Origin of the sequence: Streptomyces sp. XY006 (assembly GCF_002237655.1) — a bacterium.
GTDB classification, from domain to species: domain Bacteria; phylum Actinomycetota; class Actinomycetes; order Streptomycetales; family Streptomycetaceae; genus Streptomyces; species Streptomyces levis.
Genome location: NZ_NOKT01000019.1, coordinates 85,002 through 110,971 on the forward strand (window position 1 = coordinate 85,002; position 25,970 = coordinate 110,971).

The window sequence follows — 25,970 nt, forward strand, 5'->3', positions numbered from 1 at the left end:
CGTTCGCGTGCGGTGGGGTGGTCGGTCCTCGTCATGATGGCTCCGCGTCCCGTCGGTCCTCGTCATGCTCGCCCCGCGTCCCGTCGGTCCTCGTCATGATCGCCCCGCGTCCAGGTGCAGCCGGGCCCGGGCGTGTTCCGCCACCGGGGCCGGGAGCCAGCCGCGGTCCCGGAGGGCGTCGACGAGGCGGGCGTACGGCTCGGCGAAGGCCGCCGTGCGGGCGGGGCGGGGTTCGAGGACGGTGCGGACGCGGACCATGCGCTCGGCGACGCCGGCCAGCGAGCCGGCCCCCGACGCCCCGTACGCGGCCAGCGCCGCCATCCCCAGGGCCGGTTCCGTCTGTTCGGGGACGCGGGCCGGGCGGCCCAGGATGTCGGCGCGCAGCTGGTTCCAGTACGGGCTGCGGGCGCCGCCGCCGGTGAAGGTGAGCGGGCCGTCGAGCGGGGCGCCCAGGTGGTGCAGGTAGTCCAGGCACAGCCGTTCCGCGAAGCCGACGCCCTGGAGCAGCGCGGCCCACCGGTCGGCGTCGTCCACCGGGTCGCCGAGCAGGAGCGAGGTGGCCTCCGGGGCCCGGAAGGGGAACCGCTCCCCCGGCGAGACCAGCGGATAGGCGACCGCACTCGACGGCTCGAACGCCCCGGCCCGCTCGTCCATCACGGCGGGTTCGGCGTCCGGGAAGTGCGCCGCGAGCGCCCCGGCCCCGACGCTGGAGGCCCCGCCGGGCAGCCAGGTGCCGTCCGGGGCACGGTGGTTGTAGACCACTCCCGCCGGGTCCCGGACCGGATCGCGGGCCGCGCCCTTGAGGACGAGGGTCGTGCCCAGCACCGAGTTCCAGGAGCCGGGCCGCAGCGCGCCGGAGGCGATCTGGGCCGCGCAGCCGTCGGTCATCCCGGCGAGCACCGGCGTGCCGGCGGGGATGCCGGTGGCGTCGGCGGCGGCCGGGACGACCTCGCCGAGCAGCGTGCCCGGGCGCACCACCTCGGGCAACAGGTCCTCGGGAACGCCCAGTCGGGCCAGGGCGGCCTCCGGCCAGGCCTCGCGTTCCACGTCGTAGCCCGTCTTGAGGGCGTGGCTGGAGTCGGCCGGGGGCGGTGTGCCGGTGAGCCGGGTGACGATCAGGTCGGGCTGGTGGGCGAGCCGCAGGCCCGGGCCGTACTCCCCGAGCAGCCGCAGGGCCTTGGGCAGCGCCCAGGTGTCCTGGACCGCGAGCCCGGCCGCCCGGGCCCGGGCCGCCTCCCGCGCGGCGCGTCCGTCGTCGTACATCAGCGCCGGGCCGGCCGGCCGGCCCGAGCCGTCCGTGAGCAGCACCGTGCCCGACGTGCCGCACACCGCGAGGCCGCCGACCGGCCTGCCCGGGGGCGCGGCGCCGAGGGCCGCCCGGGACGCCGTGCACAGGGCCGCCCACCAGCGCAGCGGGTCCTGCTCGTGCCGCACCCCGTCACGGCGCCCGGTGAGCGGGGCCGAGCCGCTGCCGAGGACCGTGCCGTCGGCGGTGACGAGCAGCACGCGCACGCTCTGCGTGCCCAGGTCGACGCCCAGCCAGGCCGCGCCCTCGTCCGCACCGTCGTTCACCATCCGGAACCTCCCACGCCGTCGCAGCCGGATCTGTGAACTTCTCACTGTGCCCCGATATTTTCCGGTGCGCGAGGGATTGACGCCCAACTTCAGCCGTTCCACCCTCTGTTAGCGAGTCGACTCGACGTGTTAACCAGGCTCCACGCGGAGGTACGGATGGACACGCACGTGCACGACCGCCGGCGCTTCCTCGCCCTCGCCGCCGGGGCCGCAGCCGCCCCGCTGCTCACGGCCTGCGGCGCCGGTTTCGGCGGGAACGACAGCAAGAGCGACGGGTCCGCCGCCGACGACATCACCGGCTCCTTCGACTGGAAGCGGGAGAAGGGCACGACGGTCAAGGCGCTGCTCAACAAGCACCCGTACACGGACGCCCTCATCGCCGACCTGAAGTCCTTCACCGCGCGGACCGGCATCGAGGTCGAGTACGACGTCTTCCCCGAGGACAACTACTTCGACAAGCTCACCGTCGACCTGTCCAGCGGGCGGGCCTCCTACGACGTCTTCATGCTGGGCGCGTACATGGTGTGGCAGTACGGGCCGCCCGGCTGGCTGGAGGACCTCGGTCCCTGGATGCGCAACTCCGCGGCCACGGGCGACGAATGGGACCGGGCGGACTTCTTCCCGAACCTGCTGCAGGCCGACCAGTGGTCGCTGAAGGCGGGCGCGCCGCTCGGCCGGGGCGGGCAGTACGCGCTGCCGTGGGGCTGGGAGACCAACGTCGTCGCCTACAACACCGAGGTGTTCGGCAAGCTCGGCCTGAAACCGGCGGAGTCCTTCGACGAACTGACCGAACTGGCCGGGACCATCAAGCGGAAGGCCCCGGGCGCGGGCTTCGACGGCATGTACGGGATCGCCGTCCGCGGCTCCCGGAGCTGGGCCACCATCCACCCGGGCTTCATGACGATGTACGCCCGCAACGGCCTGAAGGACTTCACGGTCGACGGCGGAAAGCTCACCCCCGCCATGAACAGCCCCGAGGCCGTCGCCTTCACTGAGGACTGGGCCCGGATGGTGAAGCGCGGCGGGCCGCCGTCCTGGACCTCCTACACCTGGTACCAGTGCTCCAGCGACCTGGGCGCGAAGAAGGCGGGGATGCTGTTCGACGCCGACACGGCCGCCTACTTCCAGGCGGTGAAGGGCGCCAGCCCCGCCTCCGGGAAGATCGCCTTCCACCCCGGTCCGAAGGGCCCTGACGGCTCCCTCGCCACCAACATGTGGATCTGGTCGCTCGGCATGAACGCCAAGAGCAAGAAGAAGAGCGCCAGTTGGCTGTTCCTGCAGTGGGCCACCGGCAAGGAGCACCTGCGCAAGAGCGCGATCACCCACAACCACATCGACCCCGTGCGCAAGTCGGTCGCCGAGGACGCCGCCTACAAGGACAAGATGCGGCACCTGCCGGGCTTCCTGGAGACCTTCGAGACGGTCGTCGACCAGACGAGGATCCAGTTCACCCCGCAGGCGCAGTTCTTCGACGCGACGACCAGCTGGGCCGCGGCCCTCCAGGAGATCTACGGCGGCAAGGGGGCGCAGTCGGTGCTGAACGGGCTGGCGGACGACCTCGCCGCCAAGGTGGGCTAGCCGTGCGGCCGGCGCTGCGCCCGTACCTCCTGATCGTCCCGGCCCTGCTGCTGACCGGCGGGATCCTCTACCCCTTCGGGCTCGGGCTGTACTACACGCTGTTCGACTTCTCGGCGAGCAAACCGCAGCCGGACATGGTGCGGCTCGAGAACTACCGAGCCGTCTTCACCCAGGAGGCGTTCTGGAACTCGGCGTGGGTGACCGTGCTGTACGCGGTCGGCGCCGCGCTCGCCGAGACCGTGCTGGGCGTGTCCGTCGCCCTGCTGCTGCACCGTTCGACCGTCGTCGGGCGGGTCCTGGAGAAGATCCTGATCCTGCCGCTGATGATCGCCCCGGTGATCGCGGCGATCATCTGGAAGCTGATGCTCCAGCCCTCGGTGGGGGTGGTGAACCACCTGCTGAAGCCGTTCGGTCTGGGCGGGGTGCAGTGGACCGACACCCCGACGGGCGCCCTGCTGTCGTCGATCGCCGTGGACGTGTGGGTCTACACGCCGTTCGTGGCGATCCTCGCCCTGGCCGGTCTGCGGTCGCTGCCCGCCTCCCCGTTCGAGGCGGCGGCCGTGGACGGCGCGGGGTGGTGGTACACCTTCCGGCGGCTGACCCTGCCGATGCTGTGGCCGTACGTCCTGGTGGCGGTGATCTTCCGGTTCATGGACTCGCTGAAGGTGTTCGACATCATCTACGCCCTGACCGAGGGCGGGCCGGGCGACTCCACGGTCGTGCTGCAGATCCGGGCGTACCTGGAGGCCATCCGCTTCCAGCGCTACTCCTTCGGGATCTCCTACACGATCGTGCTGTGGGCCGTGGTGTACCTGGCGGCGATGGTGCTGGTGAAGCACCTGGGGAAGATCCAGCGGAAGGCCGCGGAGGTCACCACATGAGGAAACGTGCCCTGGGGTGGCTGGGGGACGCCGCCCTGATCCTCTACTTCGTCTTCGCGCTGTTCCCGATCGCCTGGATGGTGATCCTGTCGCTGAAGCCGGCGGACCAGCTGTTCTCCACCTACTTCTCCTTCTCCCCCACCCTCGACGGCTACCGGACGGTCCTCGGCGACAGCGAGGGCATCCCGTTCGTGCGGTTCTTCGTCAACAGCCTGGTGGTGTCGGTCGGCGCGGTCGCGCTGTCGCTGGTGGTGGGGCTGCCGGCGGCGTACGCCTCGGCCCGGTGGCGGTTCAAGGGCTCCGAGAACCTGATGTTCACGCTGCTGTCGTTCCGCTTCGCGCCCGAACTGACCGTGATCATCCCGCTGTTCGTGCTGTACCAGAAGCTCGGTCTGTTCGACACGTACGTCGGCATGGTGTGGGTGCTGCAACTGGTGACGCTGCCGCTGATCGTGTGGATCATGCGGTCCTACTTCGCCGACCTCACCCCCGAGCTGGAACAGGCGGCCCTGCTGGACGGCTACACGCGCAAGCAGGCCTTCTTCAAGGTGGCCCTGCCCCTGGTCAAGCCCGGCATCGCGGCGGTGTCGCTGCTGGCGTTCATCTTCGCCTGGAACAACTTCGTCTTCCCGCTGATCCTCACCTCCAACGAGGCCCAGACGGTGACCGTGGGCGCCCTGTCCTTCCTCGGCGGGGACCGGCCCAAGTACAACCTCACGGCCGCCGCCGCGCTCGTGTCGGTCGTCCCGCCGCTGCTGCTGGCGCTGACGATCCAGCGGTATCTGGTGCGGGGCCTGTCGTTCGGGGCGGTGAAGTCGTGATCCGGTTGAGCGGGATACGCAAGGCGTACGGGAAGACCCTCGCCCTCGACGAGCTCGAACTGGAGGTGCGGGAAGGCGAGTTCTTCTGTCTGCTGGGCCCGTCGGGCGCGGGCAAGACGACGACCCTGAAAACCGTCGCCGGACTCGAACGGCCCGACTCCGGCACGGTTCTGCTCGGCGGCGAGGACATGCGGGGCGTCGAACCGTACGACCGGGGCGTGGCCATGTGCTTCGAGAGCTACGCCCTCTACCCGCACCGCTCCGCCTACGACAACCTCGCCTCGCCCCTGCGTTCGCCCCGGCACCGGCTGCCCGCCGCCGAGGCCCGGCAGCGCATCGGCGCGATCGCCGAACTGCTCGGCATCTCCGGGCTGCTGGACCGGCCCGTGGGCCAGTTGTCCAACGGCCAGCGGCAGCGGGTCGCCCTCGGCCGGGTGCTGGTCCGCCCGGCCCGGGCCTTCCTGCTCGACGAGCCGCTGTCCCACCTCGACGCCAAGCTGCGCCAGCAGATGCGGGCGGAGCTGAAGGCCATCGGGGCCGTGCAGCGCACCACGACCCTCTACGTCACCCACGACTCGGTCGAGGCACTGGCACTGGGCGACCGGATCGGGGTCATCCGCGAGGGGCGGATCGTGCAGACGGGCACGCGGGAGGAGATCTGGTACCGGCCCCACGACACCGAGGTCGCGCGGGCCTTCGGCCGGCCCCGGATCAACCTGCTGCCGGGGGTGGTGGCGGAGGGCGGGGTGCGGTCGGACGGCGGGGTGGAACTGCCGGTCCGTACGCGGGCCGCGGCGGGCACGGACGTCCTGGTCGGCATCCGCCCCCGGGACCTCGCCCTCGGCGGCGAGGGCCACGAACTGACCGGGACCGTGTACATCACCGAGGTGCTCGGCCGGTCCGTGGAGGTCACCGTCCGCCTCGGGACCGGGCAGCGGCGGGTCTCGCTCGTGGCGCCCCGGGCCGACGCGGCGCGCCTTCGTCCGGACGATCCGGTACGGCTCGTGGTCCGGCCTGAGAACCTGCTGCTGTTCGAGGCCGACCGGCCGGAACGACCGGGACGACGGATAGAGACACAGCCATGAGCAACAGCAGCGGTGGACAGCAGGGGCCCGCGGCGCGGCAGGCCGCCATGGCCGAGCGGGTGCTGGCCGACGGCTCGGCGACGGCGGCGGAGCTGGCCGAGCGGTTCGGGGTGAGCCTGATGACCATCCACCGGGACCTGGACGAGCTCGAACGGCAGGGCATCGTACGGAAGTTCCGCGGCGGGGTGACCGCGCAGCCGTCGGGTGTCTTCGAGTCGAACGTGCAGTACCGGCTGAAGACCATGCGGGCCGAGAAGGCCGCCGTCGCCGAGCACGCCCTGCGGATGGTGGAGCCCGGCATGGCGATCCTGCTCGACGACTCCACGTCCACCCTGGAGATAGCCAGGCGGCTGCGCACGGGCGAGGTCACGCCCCTGACGGTCGTCACCAACTTCCTGGAGGCGATCAACCTCCTGGCCGACCAGCGGGGCATCCATCTGATGGCCCTCGGCGGCGACTACGACCCGCTGCACTCCTCGTTCCTGGGGGTCTCGTGCGTGGAGGCGGTCCAGCAGCTGCGGGTGGACGTGTGCTTCGCGTCGACGTCGGCCGTGCACGGGGGTCACGCGTACCACCAGGAGCAGCACATCGTGTCCGTGAAGCGGGCGATGCTCGACGCGGCCGCCCGGAACGTGCTGCTGATCGACCACACCAAGCTCGGCCGGGTCGCCCTGCACCGGGTCGTGCCGCTGTCCCGCTTCGACACGGTCCTCGTGGACGACGGGGCGTCGGCGCAGGCGCTGCGGGACCTGGACGAGCACAAGGTCCGTTACGAGGTTTGCGCGATGAAGGGCGGCCATGACGGGACTGGAGCTCCGTGAGCTGAGGAAGACCTACCGGGCCCGGGGGCGGCCCGCGGTGGACGCCGTCCGCGGGATCGACCTGAGTCTGCGGTCCGGGGAACTGCTCGGGCTGCTCGGGCCGTCCGGCTGCGGCAAGTCGACCACGTTACGGATGATCGCCGGGCTGGAGTCCGTCACCGGCGGGGACATCCTGGTCGGCGGCGCTTCGGTGGTGGAACGGCCGGCGCAGCGGCGCAACATCGGGGTCGCGTTCGAGAACTACGCGCTGTATCCGCCGCTGTCGGTCGCGGAGAACCTGGCGTTCGGGCTGAGGGCCCGGCGCAGGTCCGCCCGGGGTGACGTCGACCGCAAGGTGCGGGAGATCGCCGAGCGGGTCGGCCTGACCGAGCTGCTGGACGCCCGCCCGGCCGGTCTGTCCAGCGGCCAGAAGCAGCGCGTCTCGCTCGCCCGGGCCCTGATCCGCGAACCGGACGTGCTGCTGCTCGACGAGCCCCTCTCCCATCTGGACGCGGCCCAGCGCGACACCACCCGCCGTGAACTCAAGCGCATCCAGCAGGACCTGGGCCACACCACCATCCTGGTCACCCACGACCAGGAGGAGGCCCTCTCCCTCGCCGACCGGATCGCCGTCATGAAGGACGGCGTCATCCAGCAGCTCGGCACTCCCTACGAGATCTACGACAGCCCGGCCAACGTCTTCGTCGCGGACTTCGTCGGCGAACCCGCGATCACGCTGCTGCCCGGAGTCGCCGACGGCGACGGCCACGCCCGCCTGTCCGGCGCGGTGCGGCTCGCCCTGCCCGTGCCCGTGGAGCAAGGCCGCGCGGTGGTGGTCGGCATCCGCCCCGAGGACGTGCGGCTCACCGCCGAGGGCGGCCTGCCCGCCCGGGTCGTCGCGCACGAGCCGCTGCTGGAGTCGGGCCTGGCGACCCTCGCCCTCGACGGCGTCAACCGGCACCTGGTCGTCCTCACCGACCCCGAGGTGCGGCTCGCCCACGACGACCGGGTCCGGGTCGCCGCGGATCGGGCACACACCCATGTCTTCGACGCCGAGACAGGAGACTCCCTGCGATGACTGCCGAGAACAGCGTGCGTGTCGTGGCCGCCGGCGACCACTTCGTCCTGCCGTCGCTGATCACCCGGGCGGTGCAGCGCGATGTCGAGCGGGCCGAGGTGCGGGAACTGCGGCTCGGCTGGCCGCTGGAGCCGTTCGGGCCGGTCGCCGAGGTGCGCGAGGCCAGTGACGCCGAGGACGAGATGATCGAGGCGCTGGCCGGGGCGCAGGTCCTCGTCACGCAGATGGGGCCGGTCACCGAGAAGGTCCTGGCCGCCTGCCCGGACCTGAGGCTGGTCGTGGTGTGCCGGGGCGGGCCGGTCAACGTCAACCTGGACGCGGCGATCCAGCACGACGTGCGGGTGTGCTTCGCGCCCGGCCGCAACGCCGCCGCCACCGCCGAGTTCACCCTCGCCCTGATGCTCTGCGCCCTGCGCCGCATTCCCCAGGCCCACGAGCCGCTCGCCCGGCGGGGCAGCTGGGAGGGGGCGTCGTACTACACGTACGAGGAGAGCGGCCACGAGCTGGAGGACCTGCCCGTCGGGCTGGTCGGGTACGGGGCCGTCGGCAGCCGGGTCGCGCGCGTGCTGTGCGCGTTCGGGGCGCGGGTGATGGTGTACGACCCGTATGTGCACGGCGAGATCCACGGCCTGCGCATCGCCTCGCTCGACGACCTGCTGCGCCGCTCCCGGGTGATCACCCTGCACGCCCGGCTCACCCCCGAGACCCGGGGGCTGATCGGCGCACGCGAGCTGGGCCTGCTGCCGCGCGGGGCGGTGGTGGTGAACGTGGCCCGGGGCCCGCTGCTGGACGAGGACGCGCTGTGCGACGCGCTGGACAGCGGACAGGTCTCGGCGGCGGCGCTCGACACGTACGCCCAGGAGCCGCTGCCGGTGGAGTCCCGGCTGCGGGGATTCACCGGACGCGTGGTGCTCACGCCCCACCTGGGCGGCGCCTCGCGCGCGGTGGCGGAGAAGGCCGCGCGGATCGCCGCCGAGGAGGTGGGCCGCTGGGTGCGGGGAGAGCCGCTCGCGCACTGTCTGACCTGACGACCCTGAGGAGAGCCGCATGTACGTCGGGATCGATGTGGGCACGTCCGTGGTCAAGGCGGCGGCCTTCGACGCGGAGGGCCGCCAACTGGCGGTCGAGGCACGGCCGGTGGGCCTGTCCCTGCACGGCGGGGTCGTCGAGCAGGACATGGAGGAGGTGTACGGGGCGGTCACCGGCGTGCTCGGGGCGCTGACCGCCGCGGCGGCGGAGCCGGTGGAGTTCGCCGGGCTGACCGGGCAGGGCGACGGGGTGTGGCTGGTCGACGACGGGGGCCGGCCGGTGCGGGCGGCGGCCTCCTGGATGGACGGGCGCGCCCACGAACTGGTCGACCGGTGGCTCGCGGACGGCACGTTCGAGGCGGTGTTCCGGCGGACCGGGAGCGCGATGTTCCCCGGGTGCCCGGGGCCGCTGCTGGCCTGGCTCGACCGCCACGAGCCGAAGGCGCTGGACACCGCGCGGGCCGCCCTGTACTGCAAGGACGTCGTCTTCCAGCGGCTGACGGGGGCCGGTCCGACGACGGACGTGTCGGACGCGTCCATGCCGTTCCTCGACCCGCGCACCCGGACCTACGACGACCGGGTCGTCGAACTGCTCGGGCTGACCCACCGGCGGGGTCTGCTCGCCCCGGTCAGCGACCCGGTCGCCACGGCCGGGAGCCGGGGCGAGGGTCTGCCGGCCGGCACGCCGATCGCCGACGGCCCCTACGATCTGCCGGCCTGCGCGCTGGGCGCCGGGGTGACCTCCCCGGGCGACGGGCTGCTGATCGTCGGCACCTGCCTGGCCAGTCTGGTCGCCACCACCGAGCTCGACCTGACGGGTGAACCGGCCGGGCTGTACATCTCCACGGACCGGCCCGGGCACTGGCTGCGCGCCATGCCCGCGATGGTGGGCACGGCCGCGCTGGACTGGGTGCTCTCGACGACCGGCGTACGGCACGACGAGGTGGACGGCCTGCTGGCGCGGACTCCGCCCGGCGCGCACGGCGTGCGCGTGCTGCCCTATTTCGCGCCCTCCGGCGAACGCGCCCCCTTCGTCGAGCCGCGGCTGCGCGCCGAACTCACCGGTGTCTGCCTGGAGTCGACCCGGGGCGATCTGGTCCGCGCCACCTGCGAGGGCATCGGGTACGCGGCCCGGCACTGCCTGGAGGCGGCGGGCCTGACGGGGAGCCTCGCCGTCTGCGGCGGGGGCACCCGCAGCCCCGCCTGGATGCGGCTGCTGGCGGACGTGCTCGGACGGCCCCTGCGGGTCGTCGAGGGCGAGGTGGGGGCGCGGGGGGCGGTGCTGGCGGCGGCCGAGCGGTTCGGGGCCGGGCTGGACGCCCGGGCGTGGACGAGGCCCACGGCGGTCGTCGAACCGGACCCGGAACGGGCCGCGGCCTACACGGAGGGCTACGCGGAGCATCTGGAGCGGCTGGCCGGGGCGCGGGCCCGGGCACGTGCCTGAACGTCCCGTCGACGAAGGGGAATCGCATGCAGCTCGGACGGAGATCCCTCCTGCTCGCGGCGGCCGCGACCGCCCCCGCCGCGGCCGACCCGGCGGCGGCCTTGTCCCGTCCCCGCGGCCCGGTCGTCATCGGCCACCGCGGCGCGGCCGGCTGGCGCCCTGAGCACACGGCGGCCTCGTACGCCCACGCGGTGGAGACGGGCGCCGACTGGATCGAACCGGACCTGGTGCCGACGAAGGACCACGAGCTGGTGGTCCGGCACGAGAACGAGATCTCCCAGACGACCGACGTGGCCGCCCGGCCGGAGTTCGCCGGCCGGCGCACCACGAAGACGGTCGACGGCCGGCAGGTCACCGGCTGGTTCACGGAGGACTTCACCCTGGCCGAGCTGAAGACCCTGCGGGCGGTGGAGCGGCTGCCGGCGGTGCGCAACCGCAACACCGTCTTCGACGGGCGGGAGCGGATCCTGACCTTCCAGGAGGTCGTGGACCTGGCGCGGCGGCTGTCGAAGGCGCACGGCCGCACGATCGCCGTCTTCCCCGAGACCAAGCACCCCACGTACTTCCGCTCGATCGGACTGCCGCTGGAGCCGAGGCTGGCCTCGGCCGTCCGCCGCAACCGGCTCGGGCGGCGCGAGTGCGTCGTGCAGTCCTTCGAGCCGACGAGCCTGCAGCGGATCGCCGCGCAGCGGCTGGGCGTGCCGCTGTGGCAGGCGCTGGGGACCACGGGCGGCCCGTACGACCTGGTCTCCTCCGGCGATCCGACGACGTACCGGGACATGATGACCCCGGCCGGGCTCGCCCGGATCGCCGCGTACGCCGACTGGATCGGGCCGGACAAGTCCTCGGTCGCCGGCTCCTCGCTCGTCGCGGACGCGCACGCGGCGGGGCTGCGGATCGGGCCGTACACCTTCCGCGCGGAGAACCAGTACCTGCCCGCCCGGTTCCGGCGCGGCAGCGGACCGAACGATTTCGGGGACGCATTCGCCGAATACGCGCTGTACTACGACATGGGGGTCGATGCGGTCGTCACCGACTTCCCGGACCTGGCGGTGACGGCGAGGGGGGACTGATGTTCTTCAAGGACAAGCACTGCCCGACCTGCGGCGGCGGTGGCACACAGGTGTTCACGCCGCTCACGCCCGAGGAGCGCAGGGCGCTGGGGACGGACCGCACCGACCTGTGGCGATGCACCGCTCCGGGCTGCCGGTGGTACCAGCCCTGGAGCCATCGGGCGGGCGGGGGCCGGCTCCCGGAGGAACTGCAGAACCCGGGAGCCGACGCCGCGGTGTGAGTCCTCTGTGAGTCCTCTGCGGGTCCTAGAGGTTGGAGAAGTCCGGACCCTTGGTGCGCGTGCGCTTGATCTCGTAGAAGCCCGGCACGGAGGCCACGGCGAGGGTGCCGTCCCACAGGCGGGCGGCCTCCTCGCCCTTGGGGGCCGGGGTGACGACCGGGCCGAAGAAGGCGATCTGCTCGCCGTCGGCACCGGGCACCGCGATGACGGGCGTGCCCACGTCCTGGCCGACCTTGTCGATGCCCTCCTTGTGGGAGGCGCGCAGCTCGGCGTCGTACGGGGTGGAGTCCCAGTGGTCGATGAGGGAGTCGGGCAGGCCCACGTCCTTCAGGGCCGCGGCGACGGTCTCCCTGCCGTGGCCCTCGCCCTGGTTGTGGATGCGGGTGCCGAGCGCGGTGTAGAGGTCGCCGAGGACTTCGGCGCCGTGCTCCTGCTGTGCCGCTATGGCGACCCGGACCGGACCCCAGCCCGTCTCCAGCAGCTCGCGGTACTTCTCGGGCAGCTCGTCGAGCTTGTTCTCGTTGAGCACGGAGAGGCTCATGACGTGCCAGCGGACCTTGATGTCCCTGACCTTCTCCACCTCCAGCACCCAACGGGAGGTCATCCACGCCCAGGGGCACAGCGGGTCGAACCAGAAGTCGACGGGGGTCTTGTCCGACATGTCTCTCCTCGTGAGGAAACCGTTTCCCCGGGAAACGCCCCGGCGCTCCCCGGCCATTCCCGGCTGACCGGCGTCAGGGGCCCGTGGCAGGATCGGTGCTGTTCAGCCGTATCCACGACGCTTGAGGAGTTCCGCCCGTGCCCGGTGAGAATCTGTCCCGCGACGAGGCCCGGGAGCGGGCCGCCCTGCTGAGCGTCGACGGGTACGAGGTGTCCCTCGACCTGCGGTCCGCGGTCGGCGAGGACAGCGGCGACGGGCCCCGCACGTTCCGCTCGGTCACGACGATCCGCTTCCGCTGCAACGAGCCCGGCGCGAGCAGCTTCGCCGACCTGATCGCCCCGAGTGTGACGTCCGTCTCACTGAACGGCCGTGATCTGGACCCCGGGGAGGTCTTCGACGGCTCCCGGATCACGCTGGAGGACCTGGCCGCGGACAACGAGCTGGTGGTCGACGCCCAGTGTGCCTACTCCCGCACGGGCGAGGGCCTGCACCGCTTCGTCGACCCGGAGGACGGCGAGGTCTACCTGTACACGCAGTACGAGCCGGCCGACTCCCGCCGGGTCTTCGCCAACTTCGAGCAGCCCGACCTCAAGGCCCCGTTCCGCTTCGAGGTGCGGGCCCCGGAGGACTGGACGGTGTGGAGCAACGGCACCGGTGAACGGTCCGACGGGGTGTGGCGGTTCGCGGAGACCCGGCCGATCTCCACGTACATCACGTGCGTGGTGGCGGGCCCGTACCACTACGTGACGGACGCCTACACGCGCACGTTCGCGGACGGCACGACGCTGGAGATCCCCCTCGGCGCGCTGTGCCGCAAGGCCCTCGCGCCCCACTTCGACGCCGACGACGTCTTCCTGGTCACCAAGCAGGGCCTGGACTTCTTCCACGACCACTTCGACTACCCGTACCCGTTCGGCAAGTACGACCAGGCGTTCGTGCCCGAGTACAACCTGGGCGCGATGGAGAACCCGGGGCTGGTGACGTTCCGGGAGGAGTTCATCTTCCGCGGCAAGGTGACGCAGGCGTCCTACGAGGGCCGGGCCAACGTCGTGCTGCACGAGATGGCGCACATGTGGTTCGGCGACCTGGTCACCATGGAGTGGTGGGACGACCTGTGGCTGAAGGAGTCGTTCGCGGACTTCATGGGCGAGTTCTCGCTGGTCGGCGCGACCCGCTTCAAGAACGGCTGGGTCACCTTCGCCAACCGCCGCAAGGCCTGGGCGTACCGCGCGGACCAGCTGCCCTCCACGCACCCGATCACCGCGGACATCCGCGACCTGCAGGACGCCAAGCTGAACTTCGACGGCATCACGTACGCCAAGGGCGCGTCGGTGCTCAAGCAGCTCGTGGCCTACGTCGGCCAGGAGGCGTTCCTGGAGGGCGCCCGGCGCTACTTCAAGCGGCACGCGTACGGCAACACGCGCCTCGGTGACCTGCTGTCGGTGCTGGAGGAGACCAGCGGCCGCGACATGAGCGCCTGGTCGCGGTCCTGGCTGCAGACGGCCGGGGTGAACGCGCTGACGCCGCAGGTGCTGCTGGGCGCCGACGGCCGCGTCCAGGAGCTGGCGGTGCTCCAGGAGGCCGCCGAGTCGCACCCGGAACTGCGCCCGCACCGGGTGGCCGTGGGCCTGTACCGGGTGGCGGACGGGACGCTGGAGCGGTACGCGCGGGTGGAGACCGACGTCGACGGCGCCCGGACGGTCATCGCGGAGCTGGCCGGAAGCGACGCCGCGGACCTGGTCCTGGTCAACGACGACGACCTGACGTACTGCAAGAGCCGCTTCGACGAGACGTCACTGGCCACCCTGCGCGAGCACCTGGGGTCCGTCACCGACCCGCTGGCCCGCGCCCTGTGCTGGTCGGCGCTGTGGAACATGACGCGCGACGCGCTGCTCCCGGCGCGGGACTTCGTGGACCTGGTGCTGCGGTTCGCGGGGGGCGAGTCCGAGATCGGCGTCCTGCAGATGCTGCACGCGTGGGCCGAGTCCGCGCTCGCGCACTACTCCGCGCCGGCCCGGCGCGAGACGACCGCGCGGCTGCTCGCCGAGGGCGCCCGGCGCGAGCTCCACGCGGCCGGGGCCGGCAGCGAGCAGCAGCTGGCCTGGGCCCGCTTCTTCGCCCGGACGGCCACCGCCGAGGCCGACTTCGACCTGCTGCGCGACCTGCTGGCGGGCACGGCGACGGTCGAGGGCCTGGAGCTGGACCAGGAACTGCGCTGGGCGTTCCTGGAGCCGCTGGCCGCGCACGGGGTGGTGGACGAGAAGGTGCTGGCCGAGGAGCTGGCCCGGGACGACACGGCCTCCGGCAAGCGGCACCAGGTGCGCTGCCTGGCCGCGCGCCCGTCGGAGGCGGTCAAGGCCCAGGCGTGGGCGCAGGTCGTGGAGTCGGACGCGCTGTCCAACGCCATGGTCGAGGCGACCATCGCGGGCTTCTCCCAGGGCTCCCAGCGGGAGTTGCTCGCGCCGTACGCGCAGAAGTACTTCGCGGCGATCGAGCGGGTCTGGGCCGAGCGGTCGATCCAGATCGCGATGCACGTGGTGCAGGGCATGTTCCCGTCGCTGCAGCAGTCCCCGCGCACGCTGGACGCCACGGACGCCTGGCTTGACTCCCACCGGGAGGCGGCGCCGGCGCTGCGCCGGCTGGTGCTGGAGGCCCGGGACGATCTGGCCCGGGCGCTGCGCGGACAGGCGTGCGACGAGGCCGCTGACCAGTAGCTTTGGCCTGAGATTCGGGCGTTCCGGCTTCGTTACGAGATGGTGCCCGCCGAGCCGTGTCCCCTGGTCCGCACCCGAACGGACCAGGGGCTTTCGGCATCCGAACACCCGTCCTTTAGTGTCGGGTTGTCCGTCTTTGTCGACGGACCTGTAACAGCGGTTCAAGAGCGCCCCGGACACGGGAAATTGCGGGTCATGACCCAGAACACGCCGCTCTCCCCCCGCCCGCTGCACGACCTGACCGGTGGCGGCCGGCCCCGCGTCATGACGACCGCCCAGCTCCGTTCGCACGGAGTCTCCCCGGCCGAGACGAACGCGCAGTGCCGCCCGGGCGGCCCCTGGCAGCAGCTCCTGCCGGGCGTGGTCCTGCTCCACCCGGGCCCGCCGACCAGCGAGGAGCGGCTGCACGCGGTGCTGATGTACGCGGCACGGGAGCGCGGCACCGGGGTTCCGGCCCAGCCCGGCGCGAGCACGGCACACGCCCCCGCCTACCCGGAGGTGATGATCACGGGGCTGGCCGCCCTCACCCTGCACGGCTTCTCCTCCACGCCCCCGCTGCCGTCCCTGGACGCCTTCGACGTCCTGGTCCCGCGCATGCGGCGGCTGCGCTCCACGGGCTGCGCGCGGATCGTCCGCACCTCCGCGCTGCCCGCCCCGGAGCAGGTCACGGGCGTCCCGGTGGCCCCGGTGGCCCGGGCGCTGGCGGACGCCGTCGCCGGCCTGGCGGACGCGGGCGTGGTGCGCCGGCTGATGACGGAGGCGGTGCGCGGCGGCCACTGCGACCCGGCCTCGGTGGTGCGCGAGCTGAACCAGGCGCGGCTGCTGAGCCGCCCGCACGTGGTGGACGCGGTGGACTCGCTGCTGGCCGAGGGCCGCGCCATCGCCGAGGACCGCCTGTACCGGATGGTGCGCGAGCACGGCCTGCCCGACCCGGTCTGGAACGTGGACCTGCGCCTGCCCGGCGGCCCCTATCTGGGCGGCCTCGACGCCTACTGGCCCGACCAGGCGGTGGCGGTCGAACTGGACACCCGGGCGCCCCGGCAGCACGACGACGCCCTGTGGTCCGAGTACGCCCGCAAGCGCGAGCACCTGGAGCGGCTCGGGATCACGGTCGTCCACATCACGCCGAGGAAGCTGCGCGACAGTCCGGAGCAGCAGGCGACGGTGGTGCGCACGGCGCTGATGGCGTCGGCCGACCGTGAACCGGCCGCGTATGTCGTGGTCCTGCCCCGTCAGTGACGGACGCGTGCGGGACCAGGAGGGGAGAGGAGGGGCCGCCGGAACGCACCGGCGGCCCCTCCTCGTGTCCGCGCGCCGCTCGTGGTGTCCGGGCGCCGCCCTTGATGCCGGGTGTCAGCCCTTCTTCAGGACCAGTTCGGTGTTGCGGTCCTTCGCGTTGCCGCCGAGGGTCGTGCTCGCTCCCGGGGCGTTGAGGGACAGTTCGCGGTAGAGCGACGCGAGGCCGGTCTGGGAGAGGTCGGAGAAGTCCGTGCGGTGCGGGGCCGAGGACTCCACCAGCGTGGTGAACAGGGAGATCGTGCCGTCCTTGTTGTCGGCCAGTTCGACGACCCGGGCGAGCTGCGGGAAGTCGACGTGGGAGGCGGTGGAGATCTCCCAGAAGGAACGGCCGTCGGGCGCGGAGTGCGGGGTGATGACGTTCTTGTGGATGTGGCCGTTCACCCAGGCCAGCACGTTGCGGTGGCTGCCGAGCAGGGCCAGCACCTCCTGGCCGGTGCGGCGCCGCTCGTGCGGGCGGGCCGGGTCGGGCCGGGTGTTCGTCATCGTCCCGCTCGTGTGGTGGCTGAAGATCACCGCGTAGGAGTCCTTGTTCTCCCGCAGTGTCCGGTCGAGCCACCTGAGCTGGGCCGAGCCGATGGAGCCCTCGTAGTGGCCGCCCGCGTCGGTGGTGTCCAGGCTGATGCCGATGACGTCGTCGGAGATGCGGAAGGCGTAGTACTGGGTGCCCGCGTCCAGGTTCGCCGAGGAGTAGCCGTGGCCGGCCGGGCCGACGCCCCGGAAGGCCGGGTCCAGGTGCGCCTTGAGGTACTCGGCGGTCGTGAAGGGGGCGCGGCGCTCGTCCGGGGTGACCGGACGCATGGCGCGGGCGTGGGACTTCAGGAAGTCGTGGTAGCGCACGCCCTGGGGGTCCCGGGCCTTCTTGATGAGCGTCTGGAGCTGCTTCGCCTGCGCGGCCGGCACATCCATCAGCTTCCGGCCGCCGACGGCCAGGTCCGTGAGGTAGGAGTCGCGGTGCGAGGCGTAGCAGCCCATGGGCAGGGAGTCGTGGTTGCCGACCGTCGAGTACCAGGGCAGGTTCAGGCCCGGGCTCTGCACCTCGCGGACGGCGGCCTTCAGGAAGCCGTCGAGGCGGGGGAAGCCGGCCTGCTTGTCGGCGTCGCGGAGGGCGGCGTCCGGCTGCCAGTACAGCTTCAGGCCGCTGTTCTGGACGCCTTCGTAGCGGCGCGGGTCGCCGGTGTTGGGCGTGATGCGCCCGCCGCTCATGACCTTCAGGAACCACTCCAGCTCGGACTTGGCGTTGTTGTCCGTGTTGTCGCCGGTGGTCATCGCGAAGTGCAGGGGGGCGCCGGTGACGGGGGCGCCGCGCAGCGCGTTGATCCGCTCCACCAGGGCGATCGCGCCCTGCACGGTCAGCGCCTCGTGCGGCCGCCAGGCGTGCACGTCGGCCGAGCGCAGGTACTCCAGGCGCAGCGGGTGCTGGGCGTCGATGATGTGCAGGTCGGTGAGCTGCACGAACGCGGCGAGCGCGGTACGGCGGCCGGCGCGGCCGGACTTGGGCGCGGCCAGCTCGGAGCGCACGACCCGCTGCCAGCCGGGCCCTTCGCCCAGGCGCCGGTATCCGGATCCGGCGCGCGGGGTGGCGACGGAGGCCACCGTCGTGCCCTTGGTGTAGGGGGCCAGGGGTGCGGCCGGAGCCTGGCGCGAGGAGGCGGCGACGGCCTCGGTGGCCTCCCCGGCGGTGGCGGCCTGACTGTCGCTGGGCCGCAGGGCGTAGCCGACGCCCCCGGAGAGGGCGACCGCTCCGGTGGCGGCGAGGACGGAACGACGGTGGATGCCCTGGCCGGAGCCGGCGACTGAGCGTGTGCGCGACATGCGCTTCTCTCCCCGAGTGCGAACGCGTCGGCAGTGGTCGCGGGACGTTCACGACTCGAACACCCCGCTCGTACTGGATCGTTGGCACCGGGAATGACCTGCGTGTGAACAAGGCGGCAACGCGCAGCGCCGATCACCGTACGTGGATCTTGGACTACCGAGCGCGTCGCCGGCCGCTCCGGGAACGGCCCGGAGCCGGTCACGCGGCGTTCATCTACCGGGGTACTCCACCTAGGGCCTGTCGTATGGATCACGACGCAGACGCGGGGCCTGGCACGCACATCTGCCGCGTTGTCGTCACTCGCCGATGCTCCGCATCGACTCCCTCCTCCGCCTTGCAGCTGCACGCACCAGGCCCCGCTCACCGGCGTTCGACAGGTGCTGCCGATGCCCTGCGCCATGATCCAAACGACAGGCCCTACTCCAGGGCGCCGGCCGCCCTGCCGGTCACCGGACGCTCCCGCCACAGGCGCAGGGCGGTGTCGACCAGCGAGACCCGGGTCAGGCCGGGCACCGCGTCCAGGTCCTGCCAGGCGGCGAGGTCGGTGGAGCCGTTCACCTCGATGGGGGCACCTCCCTGCTCGAGCGAAGCCGAGAGCTCGGGGGAGCAGTTCGCCGCCGGTGACGCGGCCCTCGTAGACGAGCCGGACGGCGTGGTGGTCGACCGTGCGCCCGAAGCCGTCGCGGAAGACGCGGCGGGAGGAGTCCACACCGAGCAGACCGGTCACCTCGATCCGGTAGCCGGTCTCCTCCTCGACCTCGCGCCGGACGGTGTCGTAGGGATCCTCTCCGTGTTCCATGCCGCCGCCGGGCACGACCCACTCGGGGGTGCCGTCGAAGGCGGGCGAGCGGGCGAGCAGGATCTGTCCGTCGCGGACGCATATGGCGTAGGCCGCCACCCTCAACTTCTGTCGCACTCCGGGACGTTAACCGATTTCGCCGCCTTCGGGACTGATACCCGCAAAACGCACCGGGGGTTTTCCCCATACATCCATTTCGTTTCGGTCAACCCTCCCCAAACAACATCCCCTTGCGTAAGGCTGTGCGATCGTCCGGGCCTGCCGTTCCGGACCGTGACGACCAGGTGCCGATCGGCCCCGGTCGTTCCCGCTCGTTCCTTTACCACCAAGGGATGCCGATGAGCCTCACCCCCCAGCGTGACCCGATATCGGGCCGGAGACGCGTGGCACGCATCGCCGTGGCCGCCGGACTCGTCGCCGCGCTCTCCGCGGCCGGGCCGGTGCCCATGGTCCTCGCCGCGGACGGTCCCGGTGCCGCCGCCCCGGCCGACCCGGACGTCAAGTCCGCGCACGACAAGCTCGGTTCGGACGACGCGGACCTGCTCGCCGAGGCCAAGGCCGACGGCGACAAGACCGTCACGATGATGATCGCCACCGCGCCCGGGCAGACCGAGCAGGTATCCGGGCAGCTGGACGCGGTCAAGGGCGGCACGGTGGGCCGGGCCGACGACAAGCTGGGCTACGTCCGCGCCACCGTCCCGACCTCCCGGGCCGACGCGGCCATCGCGGCCGCCGCCAAGCTCTCCTCCGTGCACGGCATCGACCTGCGCGAGGAGATCCCGCTGGACGACCCGACGCCGAGCGCGGACGCCGCCAAGGGCGCCCGGGCCACGGGCACGTACCCGGCGCCGGGCAGGAAGACCCCGGCCGAGAACCCGTACAACCCGTCCTTCGAGACGGGCGCGGTCGACTTCGTCGAGGACCACCCCAAGGCGGACGGCCGCGGCGTCACCATCGGCATCCTGGACTCCGGCGTCGACCTCGGCCACCCGGCGCTGCAGAAGACCACCACCGGCGAGCGCAAGATCGTCGACTGGGTGACGGCGACGGACCCGGTCGTCGACAACGACAACACCTGGCGCCGGATGGACACCTCCGTCGCGGGCCCCACGTTCACGCACGACGGCACGGCCTGGACGGCACCGGCCGGCTCCTACCGCGTCAGCACCTTCAAGGAGTCGTACACCACCGGCGGTGACGCGGCCGGTGACGCCAACCGCGACGGCGACACCACCGACGACTGGGGCGTGCTGTACGACCCGGCCGCCGGCACGGTCCGCGTCGACCTCAACGACAACCACGACTTCACCGACGACACCGCGATGAAGCCGTACAAGGACGGCTTCCAGGTCGGGTACTTCGGCACCGACGACCCGAAGACGGACGTCGCCGAGCGCCAGCCGTTCGTCGTCGAGATCCGCAAGGACGTCGTCCACAACGCGGCCGGCGCCAAGTCCGACTACGTCAACATCGGCGTCATCGAGTCCGAGCACGGCACGCACGTCGCCGGCATCACCGCGGCCAACGGCCTGTTCGGCGGGAAGATGAACGGTGCGGCGCCCGGCGCCAAGCTGGTCTCCTCGCGCGCCTGCACCTGGTCGGGCGGCTGCACCAACGTGGCGCTGACCGAGGGCATGATCGACCTCGTCACCAAGCGCGGTGTCGACATCATCAACATGTCGATCGGCGGCCTGCCGGCGCTGAACGACGGCAACAACGCGCGCGCCGAGCTGTACACCCGGCTCATCGACACCTACGGCGTCCAGCTGGTGATCTCCGCGGGCAACTCCGGCCCCGGCGCCAACACCATCGGCGACCCGGCCCTGGCCGACAAGGTCATCTCGGTCGGCGCGTCCGTCTCCAGGGAGACCTGGGCCGCCAACTACGGCTCGGTCGTGGAGAAGAAGTACGCGATGATGCCGTTCTCCTCGCGCGGCCCGCGTGAGGACGGCGGCTTCACCCCGACCCTGGTCGCCCCGGGCGCCGCGATCAACACCATCCAGACCTGGCTGCCGGGTGCCCCGGTCGCCGAGGCGGGCTACTCCCTGCCGGCCGGTTACGGCATGCTGCAGGGCACCTCGATGGCCTCCCCGCAGGCCGCCGGTGCCGCCGCGCTGCTGCTGTCGGCCGCGCAGCAGAAGAAGATCGACCTCACCCCGGCGACCCTGCGCACGGCCCTCACCTCCACCGCCGACCACATCAAGGGTGTGCAGGCGTACGAGGAGGGCGCGGGCCTGATGAACATCCCGGACGCCTGGGACGCCATCCGTGACGGCGCCACCTCCCACGCGTACACGGTCAAGGCCCCGGTCGACACCGCGATCGACCAGTTCCTGAAGACCCCGGGCTCCGGCACGGGCCTGTACGACCGCGAGGGCGGTCTGAAGGCCGGCCAGAAGAAGACCTACGAGGTCACCATCACCCGTACGTCCGGCGCCGACAAGGCGATCCGGCACGAGCTGCACTTCGAGAACAACGCGGGCGGCACGTTCCGGATCGTCGGCTCCGACGAGGTGAAGCTGCCGCTGAACCAGCCGGTGACCGTCAAGGTCCAGGCCGCGCCGAAGTCCGCGGGCATCAAGAGCGCGATCCTGGAGGTCGACGACCCGCGCACCGAGGGCATCGACAAGCAGGTCCTGCACACGGTGGTCGTCTCCGAGCCGCTGAAGTACGCCTTCTCCGCGGCGGGTTCGGTGCAGCGCAACAGCTCGCAGCACTACTTCGTCACGGTCCCCGAGGGCGCCAAGTCCCTGGAGGTGGCGCTGAGCGGTCTGCAGGACAAGAGCCAGACCCGCTTCATCTCCATCCACCCGTACGGCACCCCCGCCGACCCGACGTCGACGATCAACTGCTACCCGAACTACCCGAACCCGGCGAACACCTGCCGTCCGGACGTGCGGTCCTACGCCGACCCGCAGCCCGGTGTCTGGGAGATCGAGGTCGAGTCGCGCCGTACGTCGCCGCTGCTGGACAACCCGTACAAGCTGGACGTCTCCGTCCTCGGCGCGGCCTTCGAGCCGGAGACCGTGACCGTGCCCGAGGCGAAGGTCGGCACCCCGGCCACCGCCTCCTGGAAGGTGACGAACGGCTTCGCGGCGATCGACGGCAAGCTGGCCGGCGGCCCGCTGGGCTCCGCCAAGACGGCCCGCCCGTCGATCAAGCAGGGTGAGACGCAGACCACCAAGGTCGAGGTGCCCGCGGGCGCCAAGTCGCTGGACGTCGTCATCGGCAACGTCTCGGACGCCGCCGCCGACCTGGACCTCGCGGTCTACGACGCGGCCGGCAAGCAGGTCGGCAGCTCCGCCGACGGCGACTCGGAGGAGTCGGTCTCGGTGCCCTCCCCGGCCGCCGGCACCTACACGATCCAGGTCGTCGGCTACGGCGTGCCCGCCGGCACCACCGCCTACGACTACCGGGACGTGTTCTTCTCCGCCTCCCTCGGCAGCGTGAGCGTCGACGGTGCCGCGGTGAAGCTCGGCACGGGCGACTCGGCGACGGTCTCCGGCAGCGTCACCGCCGCGGCGGCCGCTCCCGAGGGCCGTGAGTTCTTCGGCCGGGTCCAGCTGGTCACCGCCCGCGGCACTGTCGCGGGTCTGGGCAGCGTGAAGATCGAGAAGGTCGTGCCGTAACACCCGGGACGACGTAGGAGGGGCGGGTGTCCGGCCGGACACCCGCCCCTTTCTCGTGCCCCCTCACCCCTCGCCGCAGCCGGTGCGGTCCGGCTCCCGCAGCGCGGGCGTGATCCAGGCCCGCTCGCGCGCGATCTGCGCCTCCCCGCGGGCCCACAGGTCCGGGGTGGCCGCGCCGGGCCGGATGCCGACCAGCAGGTGGTCGCCCTCGGCGGGCCGGGGCCAGGAGCCCTCCGTCAGGGTGAAGGTGATCTCGTCCTCGCCCCGGGCGGGCTTGTAGAAGCGGGTCACGTCGAGGGTGACGCGGTCCTCGTCGCCCCCCGGCAGGGGCGTCACGGAGTGAACCGTGCCCTCGACGACCAGTTCGGCGCAGGCCAGGTAGGCCGGGCCGCGCGGGGAGGCGGCCTTGTCCGCCGCGCTCCCGCTCTCGCCGCTCGCCGCCGAGGTGTCGGCGGAGCTCCCCTCGTGCGAGGCGAGCCAGCCGAGGCCCACCGTCGCGGAGCCGATGGCGGCCGCGACGGCCATGCCGAGGGCCGCGGCCTTGATCCCGGGATGCCAGGACCACCTCCCGGACCCTCCCGCCGGCCGTGGCCTGCGCCGGGACCGCAGCCGCCGTCGCCGCCGGGCGGCACCCGGCGCCCCGGACGGACGCACCGCCTGCTCGGGGCCGGCGAGCGCGTCCCCGATGAGGGCCAGCTGCTCGCGCAGCAGGGCCACGTCCGCACGGGCCGCGTCGTGCTCCGCCCGGGCGCCGGCCCCGGCGTCCCGCGGCAGCGGCTCGCCGGTGAGGGCGGCCATCAGCGGGTCCCTGTCCGCACCGCCCGCCTCGCTGTCGTACCCGGACACCTCACACCACCTCGTCCTCGTGCAGGCGGGCGCGCAGGGCCCGTACCGCCGTGTGCAGCCGGCTCTTGACCGTGCCCTCCGGGACGCCGAGCTGCTCGGCGATGGAGCGGACCGGCAGATCGGCGTAGAAGCGCAGGACGACGACCTGCCGCTGGGCGGCCGGCAGCTCGTCCAGGCCCTGGGCGACCGCGACGGACAGCACGCTGGTGTCCTCCCCGGAGGGGTGCTCCAGCTGCCGCAGCGCGGCCAGCCGCTCCCCGAGCCGCTCCTGGCGGCGCTTGGCCCGGTGCCAGTCCATGGCCAGGTTGGAGGCGACGACCGCCGCCCACGCCGAGACGTCCCGCGGCGCCTCCCGGCCGTCGGCCGCCCGCTCCAGCAGCCGCAGGCGGACCTGCTGTACCCCGTCCGGCAGGTCCGCCTGCGGTACTCCGCCGAGTGCGAGCACCGCCCGCACCCGGCGTTCCTGTGCCGCGTCCAGCGGATCGTCGTCGGCGTGCCCCTCCCGGCCGCGCCGGGCCCTTCCGCGCAGCAGCACAAGCCACCCCCCTCACCGTGTTTGTCCTACGACGCGGACACGGCCCGGAACGTTCGCCCGGGTGCGCATGAGTTTGCGCCTGAGTTTTCCGGCGGAGCGGCCGAGGCATACGTCACACTCCCGTGTGGCCGGAAGCGACATGGGCAGGCGAGCTTGCGGCGCGCGACCCCCGCAGGACGAATTCCTCCAGCTCAGCGGGGTCGACACCGCAGGTCCGCAACCATCGGGCGGGACGCCCCGTCCCACTCTCCGGGCAGACCGGGGAAAGAAGTGGACAGACGGGGCGTGGTCGGCCGCATGATGGAAAAGCCTCGGCCAAGCAACGAGCACGTGAGAAGACGCAGGAGAGGGAGTCACCGTGAGGGTCGGAATCGTCGGAGCCACCGGACAGGTGGGCACGGTCATGCGCAGGATCCTCACGGAGCGGAACTTCCCGGTCACGGAGCTGCGTCTGTTCGCCTCGGCCCGCTCGGCGGGCACGGAGCTGGACGGCGTGACGGTGGAGGACGCGGCGACCGCCGACTACACCGGCCTGGACATCGTGCTGTTCTCCGCGGGCGGCGCCACCTCCAAGGCGCTGGCCGAGAAGGTCGCCTCGCAGGGTGCCGTCGTGATCGACAACTCCTCCGCGTGGCGCAGGGACCCCGAGGTCCCGCTGGTCGTCTCCGAGGTGAACCCGCACGCGATCGCCGACCGCCCCAAGGGCATCATCGCCAACCCGAACTGCACGACGATGGCCGCGATGCCGGTACTGCGTCCGCTGCACGCCGAGGCGGGCCTTCAGGCCCTGGTCGTCGCCACCTACCAGGCGGTCTCCGGTTCCGGTCTCGCGGGCGTCGCCGAACTGCACGGGCAGGTGCAGAAGGTCGTCGCCGACGCGGACAAGCTCACCCACGACGGTGAGGCGGTCGACTTCCCGGAGCCCGGCGTCTACAAGCGCCCCATCGCGTTCAACGTGCTGCCGCTGGCCGGTTCGATCGTCGACGACGGCCTGAACGAGACCGACGAGGAGCAGAAGCTCCGCAACGAGTCCCGCAAGATCCTGGAGATCCCCGAGCTGAAGGTCTCCGGCACCTGTGTGCGCGTCCCGGTCTTCTCCGGCCACTCCCTCCAGGTAAACGCCCGCTTCGCCCGCCCGATCAGCCCCGAGCGCGCGACGGAGCTGCTGCAGGACGCCCCCGGCGTCGAGCTCTCGGACATCCCCACCCCGCTGCAGGCCGCCGGCAAGGACCCGTCCTACGTCGGCCGCATCCGCCGCGACGAGACGGTGGAGCACGGCCTGTCGCTCTTCATCTCCAACGACAACCTCCGCAAGGGCGCGGCGCTGAACGCCGTGCAGATCGCGGAGCTGGTGGCCCAGGAACTGTCCGCCCGGTAGGGCGACGGCGCGCCACACGCGCAGCGGGGCGGTCACCTCAAGCCGGGGTGGCCGCCCCTCGCGCTGTCCGGGGCCCGCCCCCGTCAGGGCCGGCGCACCTCGTACAGGAAGCAGCCGTACTCCACGGCCCGGACGTGCACGAGCGCCACGGCCGGGTCCGCGAAGGCCTCGGCGAAGGCCGCCCCGAAGTCCGCGGGCTCCTCGGCCAGCCGCCCGCCGAGGATGCGCCCGTCGGCGGAGTAGCGGCGGACCGTGCGGTGGCTGTTCGTGAAGGGCAGGGCCTCACCGAGGTACCCCTCGCAGGGCTCGGCGTGGAGGAAGACCGGCCCCTGCTCGTCGTACGGCCCGGGATCCGCTCCGGTGGCGGACGCCCAGCGGCGCAGGGGCGCGTAGGAGACCAGGGCGATGCGCTCGCCGGGCGCGCTGCGCCGCAGGCAGCAGCGGAGCGGGGCGCCGCCCTCGGGGTCGGTGAAGCCGGCCGTGGCACGGCCCGCGTCGTCGGTCGTGCGCAGCTCCTTCAGGGCCCGCGGGTCGATGGGGCGGGCGGTGTACGTCGTCGTCATGGTCCCCAGGGTGGTGCGCGCGGGGCGGGATCACCGGCGGTTTCCGGACGTGGCACCACCCCGGGCACCGGCCCGGCAGCCGGTCGCCGGTACCCCCGCGAGCCGAGGGGTATCCCTACCGGACACCTGGGTCGTCGCCCCGCGCCGAG

General features: G+C 72.5%; 20 protein-coding genes and 1 pseudogene. 14 read left to right on the top strand and 7 right to left on the bottom strand.

Features of this window, described 5'->3' with window-relative positions:
- Nucleotides 1–93 precede the first annotated feature (93 nt).
- Nucleotides 94–1,575: an FGGY-family carbohydrate kinase gene (locus CHR28_RS22585; RefSeq protein ID WP_094055502.1), complete on the bottom strand. Its 1,482-nt coding sequence runs from the start codon at nucleotides 1,573–1,575 to the stop codon at nucleotides 94–96.
- Nucleotides 1,576–1,731: 156 nt separating this feature from the next.
- Here CHR28_RS22585 and CHR28_RS22590 point away from each other — a divergent pair, with 156 nt between their 5' ends.
- The 10 genes from CHR28_RS22590 to CHR28_RS22635 are packed head-to-tail and all read left to right on the top strand — an operon-like array spanning nucleotide 1,732 to nucleotide 11,584.
- On the top strand, nucleotides 1,732–3,153 hold the full coding sequence (locus CHR28_RS22590) for an ABC transporter substrate-binding protein (protein WP_094055503.1): 1,422 nt from the start codon (nucleotides 1,732–1,734) through the stop codon (nucleotides 3,151–3,153).
- Nucleotides 3,154–3,155: 2 nt separating this feature from the next.
- Nucleotides 3,156–4,034 carry a carbohydrate ABC transporter permease gene (locus CHR28_RS22595; RefSeq protein ID WP_094055504.1) on the top strand — a complete coding sequence of 293 codons (879 nt, stop codon included), beginning with the start codon at nucleotides 3,156–3,158 and terminating at the stop codon, nucleotides 4,032–4,034.
- Nucleotides 4,031–4,855, top strand: a complete 825-nt coding sequence (locus CHR28_RS22600) for a carbohydrate ABC transporter permease (RefSeq protein WP_094055505.1) — start codon at nucleotides 4,031–4,033, stop codon at nucleotides 4,853–4,855. The genes CHR28_RS22595 and CHR28_RS22600 overlap by 4 nt, the downstream gene beginning before the upstream one ends.
- The gene (locus CHR28_RS22605; protein WP_094055506.1) at nucleotides 4,852–5,940 is read left to right on the top strand and encodes an ABC transporter ATP-binding protein; all 1,089 of its coding nucleotides are present in this window, start codon (nucleotides 4,852–4,854) and stop codon (nucleotides 5,938–5,940) included. The genes CHR28_RS22600 and CHR28_RS22605 overlap by 4 nt, the downstream gene beginning before the upstream one ends.
- Nucleotides 5,937–6,761: a DeoR/GlpR family DNA-binding transcription regulator gene (locus tag CHR28_RS22610; protein WP_094055507.1), complete on the top strand. Its 825-nt coding sequence runs from the start codon at nucleotides 5,937–5,939 to the stop codon at nucleotides 6,759–6,761. Before CHR28_RS22605 ends, CHR28_RS22610 begins: the two co-directional genes overlap by 4 nt.
- Nucleotides 6,739–7,818 carry an ABC transporter ATP-binding protein gene (locus tag CHR28_RS22615; RefSeq protein ID WP_094055508.1) on the top strand — a complete coding sequence of 360 codons (1,080 nt, stop codon included), beginning with the start codon at nucleotides 6,739–6,741 and terminating at the stop codon, nucleotides 7,816–7,818. Before CHR28_RS22610 ends, CHR28_RS22615 begins: the two co-directional genes overlap by 23 nt.
- Complete coding sequence (locus CHR28_RS22620) at nucleotides 7,815–8,846, top strand: 2-hydroxyacid dehydrogenase (protein ID WP_094055509.1); 1,032 nt, start codon at nucleotides 7,815–7,817, stop codon at nucleotides 8,844–8,846. The genes CHR28_RS22615 and CHR28_RS22620 overlap by 4 nt, the downstream gene beginning before the upstream one ends.
- A gap of 19 nt (nucleotides 8,847–8,865) precedes the next feature.
- Nucleotides 8,866–10,290 (top strand): FGGY-family carbohydrate kinase, encoded by a 1,425-nt coding sequence (locus tag CHR28_RS22625; RefSeq protein ID WP_094055510.1) that lies wholly within the window; start codon nucleotides 8,866–8,868, stop codon nucleotides 10,288–10,290.
- Between the two features lie 26 nt (nucleotides 10,291–10,316).
- The gene (locus CHR28_RS22630; protein ID WP_094055511.1) at nucleotides 10,317–11,363 is read left to right on the top strand and encodes a glycerophosphodiester phosphodiesterase family protein; all 1,047 of its coding nucleotides are present in this window, start codon (nucleotides 10,317–10,319) and stop codon (nucleotides 11,361–11,363) included.
- Nucleotides 11,363–11,584 carry a hypothetical protein gene (locus CHR28_RS22635; protein WP_094055512.1) on the top strand — a complete coding sequence of 74 codons (222 nt, stop codon included), beginning with the start codon at nucleotides 11,363–11,365 and terminating at the stop codon, nucleotides 11,582–11,584. The genes CHR28_RS22630 and CHR28_RS22635 overlap by 1 nt, the downstream gene beginning before the upstream one ends.
- Nucleotides 11,585–11,609: 25 nt before the next feature.
- Here the strand turns inward: CHR28_RS22635 and CHR28_RS22640 are convergent, their stop codons facing one another.
- On the bottom strand, nucleotides 11,610–12,245 hold the full coding sequence (locus CHR28_RS22640) for a mycothiol-dependent nitroreductase Rv2466c family protein (RefSeq protein WP_094055513.1): 636 nt from the start codon (nucleotides 12,243–12,245) through the stop codon (nucleotides 11,610–11,612).
- A 137-nt stretch (nucleotides 12,246–12,382) separates the two neighbouring features.
- Between CHR28_RS22640 and pepN the strand changes: the two genes are divergently transcribed.
- Both pepN and CHR28_RS22650 read left to right on the top strand, forming a co-directional pair.
- A complete protein-coding gene (gene pepN / locus CHR28_RS22645; RefSeq protein WP_094055514.1) occupies nucleotides 12,383–14,959 on the top strand; it encodes an aminopeptidase N in 2,577 nt (858 codons plus the stop codon).
- Nucleotides 14,960–15,154: 195 nt separating this feature from the next.
- A complete protein-coding gene (locus CHR28_RS22650) occupies nucleotides 15,155–16,198 on the top strand; it encodes a hypothetical protein (RefSeq protein ID WP_094055515.1) in 1,044 nt (347 codons plus the stop codon).
- A 114-nt stretch (nucleotides 16,199–16,312) separates the two neighbouring features.
- Here the strand turns inward: CHR28_RS22650 and CHR28_RS22655 are convergent, their stop codons facing one another.
- Nucleotides 16,313–18,070, bottom strand: coding sequence for a TIGR03767 family metallophosphoesterase (locus CHR28_RS22655; protein ID WP_094055516.1), 1,758 nt, complete (start codon nucleotides 18,068–18,070; stop codon nucleotides 16,313–16,315).
- A 418-nt stretch (nucleotides 18,071–18,488) separates the two neighbouring features.
- Nucleotides 18,489–18,987: pseudogene (locus CHR28_RS22660) on the bottom strand (NUDIX domain-containing protein).
- 221 nt (nucleotides 18,988–19,208) lie between these two features.
- Here CHR28_RS22660 and CHR28_RS22665 point away from each other — a divergent pair.
- Complete coding sequence (locus CHR28_RS22665) at nucleotides 19,209–22,499, top strand: S8 family serine peptidase (protein ID WP_094055517.1); 3,291 nt, start codon at nucleotides 19,209–19,211, stop codon at nucleotides 22,497–22,499.
- Between the two features lie 63 nt (nucleotides 22,500–22,562).
- Here CHR28_RS22665 and CHR28_RS22670 read toward each other — a convergent pair whose 3' ends face one another.
- Nucleotides 22,563–23,345 carry a hypothetical protein gene (locus tag CHR28_RS22670; protein ID WP_256984345.1) on the bottom strand — a complete coding sequence of 261 codons (783 nt, stop codon included), beginning with the start codon at nucleotides 23,343–23,345 and terminating at the stop codon, nucleotides 22,563–22,565.
- 1 nt (nucleotide 23,346) lies between these two features.
- The gene (locus CHR28_RS22675; protein ID WP_094055564.1) at nucleotides 23,347–23,877 is read right to left on the bottom strand and encodes an RNA polymerase sigma factor; all 531 of its coding nucleotides are present in this window, start codon (nucleotides 23,875–23,877) and stop codon (nucleotides 23,347–23,349) included.
- Between the two features lie 361 nt (nucleotides 23,878–24,238).
- On the opposite strand from CHR28_RS22675, the gene CHR28_RS22680 reads away from it, so the two are divergent.
- Nucleotides 24,239–25,258 (top strand): aspartate-semialdehyde dehydrogenase, encoded by a 1,020-nt coding sequence (locus CHR28_RS22680; protein ID WP_094055518.1) that lies wholly within the window; start codon nucleotides 24,239–24,241, stop codon nucleotides 25,256–25,258.
- Nucleotides 25,259–25,341: 83 nt separating this feature from the next.
- On the opposite strand, the gene CHR28_RS22685 is transcribed toward CHR28_RS22680, so the two are convergent.
- A complete protein-coding gene (locus CHR28_RS22685; protein ID WP_094055519.1) occupies nucleotides 25,342–25,821 on the bottom strand; it encodes a DUF1203 domain-containing protein in 480 nt (159 codons plus the stop codon).
- Between the last annotated feature and the right edge of the window lie 149 nt (nucleotides 25,822–25,970).

What these genes read in the sequence shown, in the direction of transcription:
- CHR28_RS22585 (WP_094055502.1), bottom strand. Translation starts at nt 1,575, where the DNA reads ATGGTGAACGACGGTGCGGACGAGGGCGCGGCCTGGCTGGGCGTCGAC.
- CHR28_RS22590 (WP_094055503.1), top strand. Translation starts at nt 1,732, where the DNA reads ATGGACACGCACGTGCACGACCGCCGGCGCTTCCTCGCCCTCGCCGCC.
- CHR28_RS22600 (WP_094055505.1), top strand. Translation starts at nt 4,031, where the DNA reads ATGAGGAAACGTGCCCTGGGGTGGCTGGGGGACGCCGCCCTGATCCTC.
- CHR28_RS22610 (WP_094055507.1), top strand. Translation starts at nt 5,937, where the DNA reads ATGAGCAACAGCAGCGGTGGACAGCAGGGGCCCGCGGCGCGGCAGGCC.
- CHR28_RS22615 (WP_094055508.1), top strand. Translation starts at nt 6,739, where the DNA reads ATGACGGGACTGGAGCTCCGTGAGCTGAGGAAGACCTACCGGGCCCGG.
- CHR28_RS22620 (WP_094055509.1), top strand. Translation starts at nt 7,815, where the DNA reads ATGACTGCCGAGAACAGCGTGCGTGTCGTGGCCGCCGGCGACCACTTC.
- CHR28_RS22625 (WP_094055510.1), top strand. Translation starts at nt 8,866, where the DNA reads ATGTACGTCGGGATCGATGTGGGCACGTCCGTGGTCAAGGCGGCGGCC.
- CHR28_RS22630 (WP_094055511.1), top strand. Translation starts at nt 10,317, where the DNA reads ATGCAGCTCGGACGGAGATCCCTCCTGCTCGCGGCGGCCGCGACCGCC.
- CHR28_RS22635 (WP_094055512.1), top strand. Translation starts at nt 11,363, where the DNA reads ATGTTCTTCAAGGACAAGCACTGCCCGACCTGCGGCGGCGGTGGCACA.
- CHR28_RS22640 (WP_094055513.1), bottom strand. Translation starts at nt 12,245, where the DNA reads ATGTCGGACAAGACCCCCGTCGACTTCTGGTTCGACCCGCTGTGCCCC.
- CHR28_RS22650 (WP_094055515.1), top strand. Translation starts at nt 15,155, where the DNA reads ATGACCCAGAACACGCCGCTCTCCCCCCGCCCGCTGCACGACCTGACC.
- CHR28_RS22655 (WP_094055516.1), bottom strand. Translation starts at nt 18,070, where the DNA reads ATGTCGCGCACACGCTCAGTCGCCGGCTCCGGCCAGGGCATCCACCGT.
- CHR28_RS22665 (WP_094055517.1), top strand. Translation starts at nt 19,209, where the DNA reads ATGAGCCTCACCCCCCAGCGTGACCCGATATCGGGCCGGAGACGCGTG.
- CHR28_RS22685 (WP_094055519.1), bottom strand. Translation starts at nt 25,821, where the DNA reads ATGACGACGACGTACACCGCCCGCCCCATCGACCCGCGGGCCCTGAAG.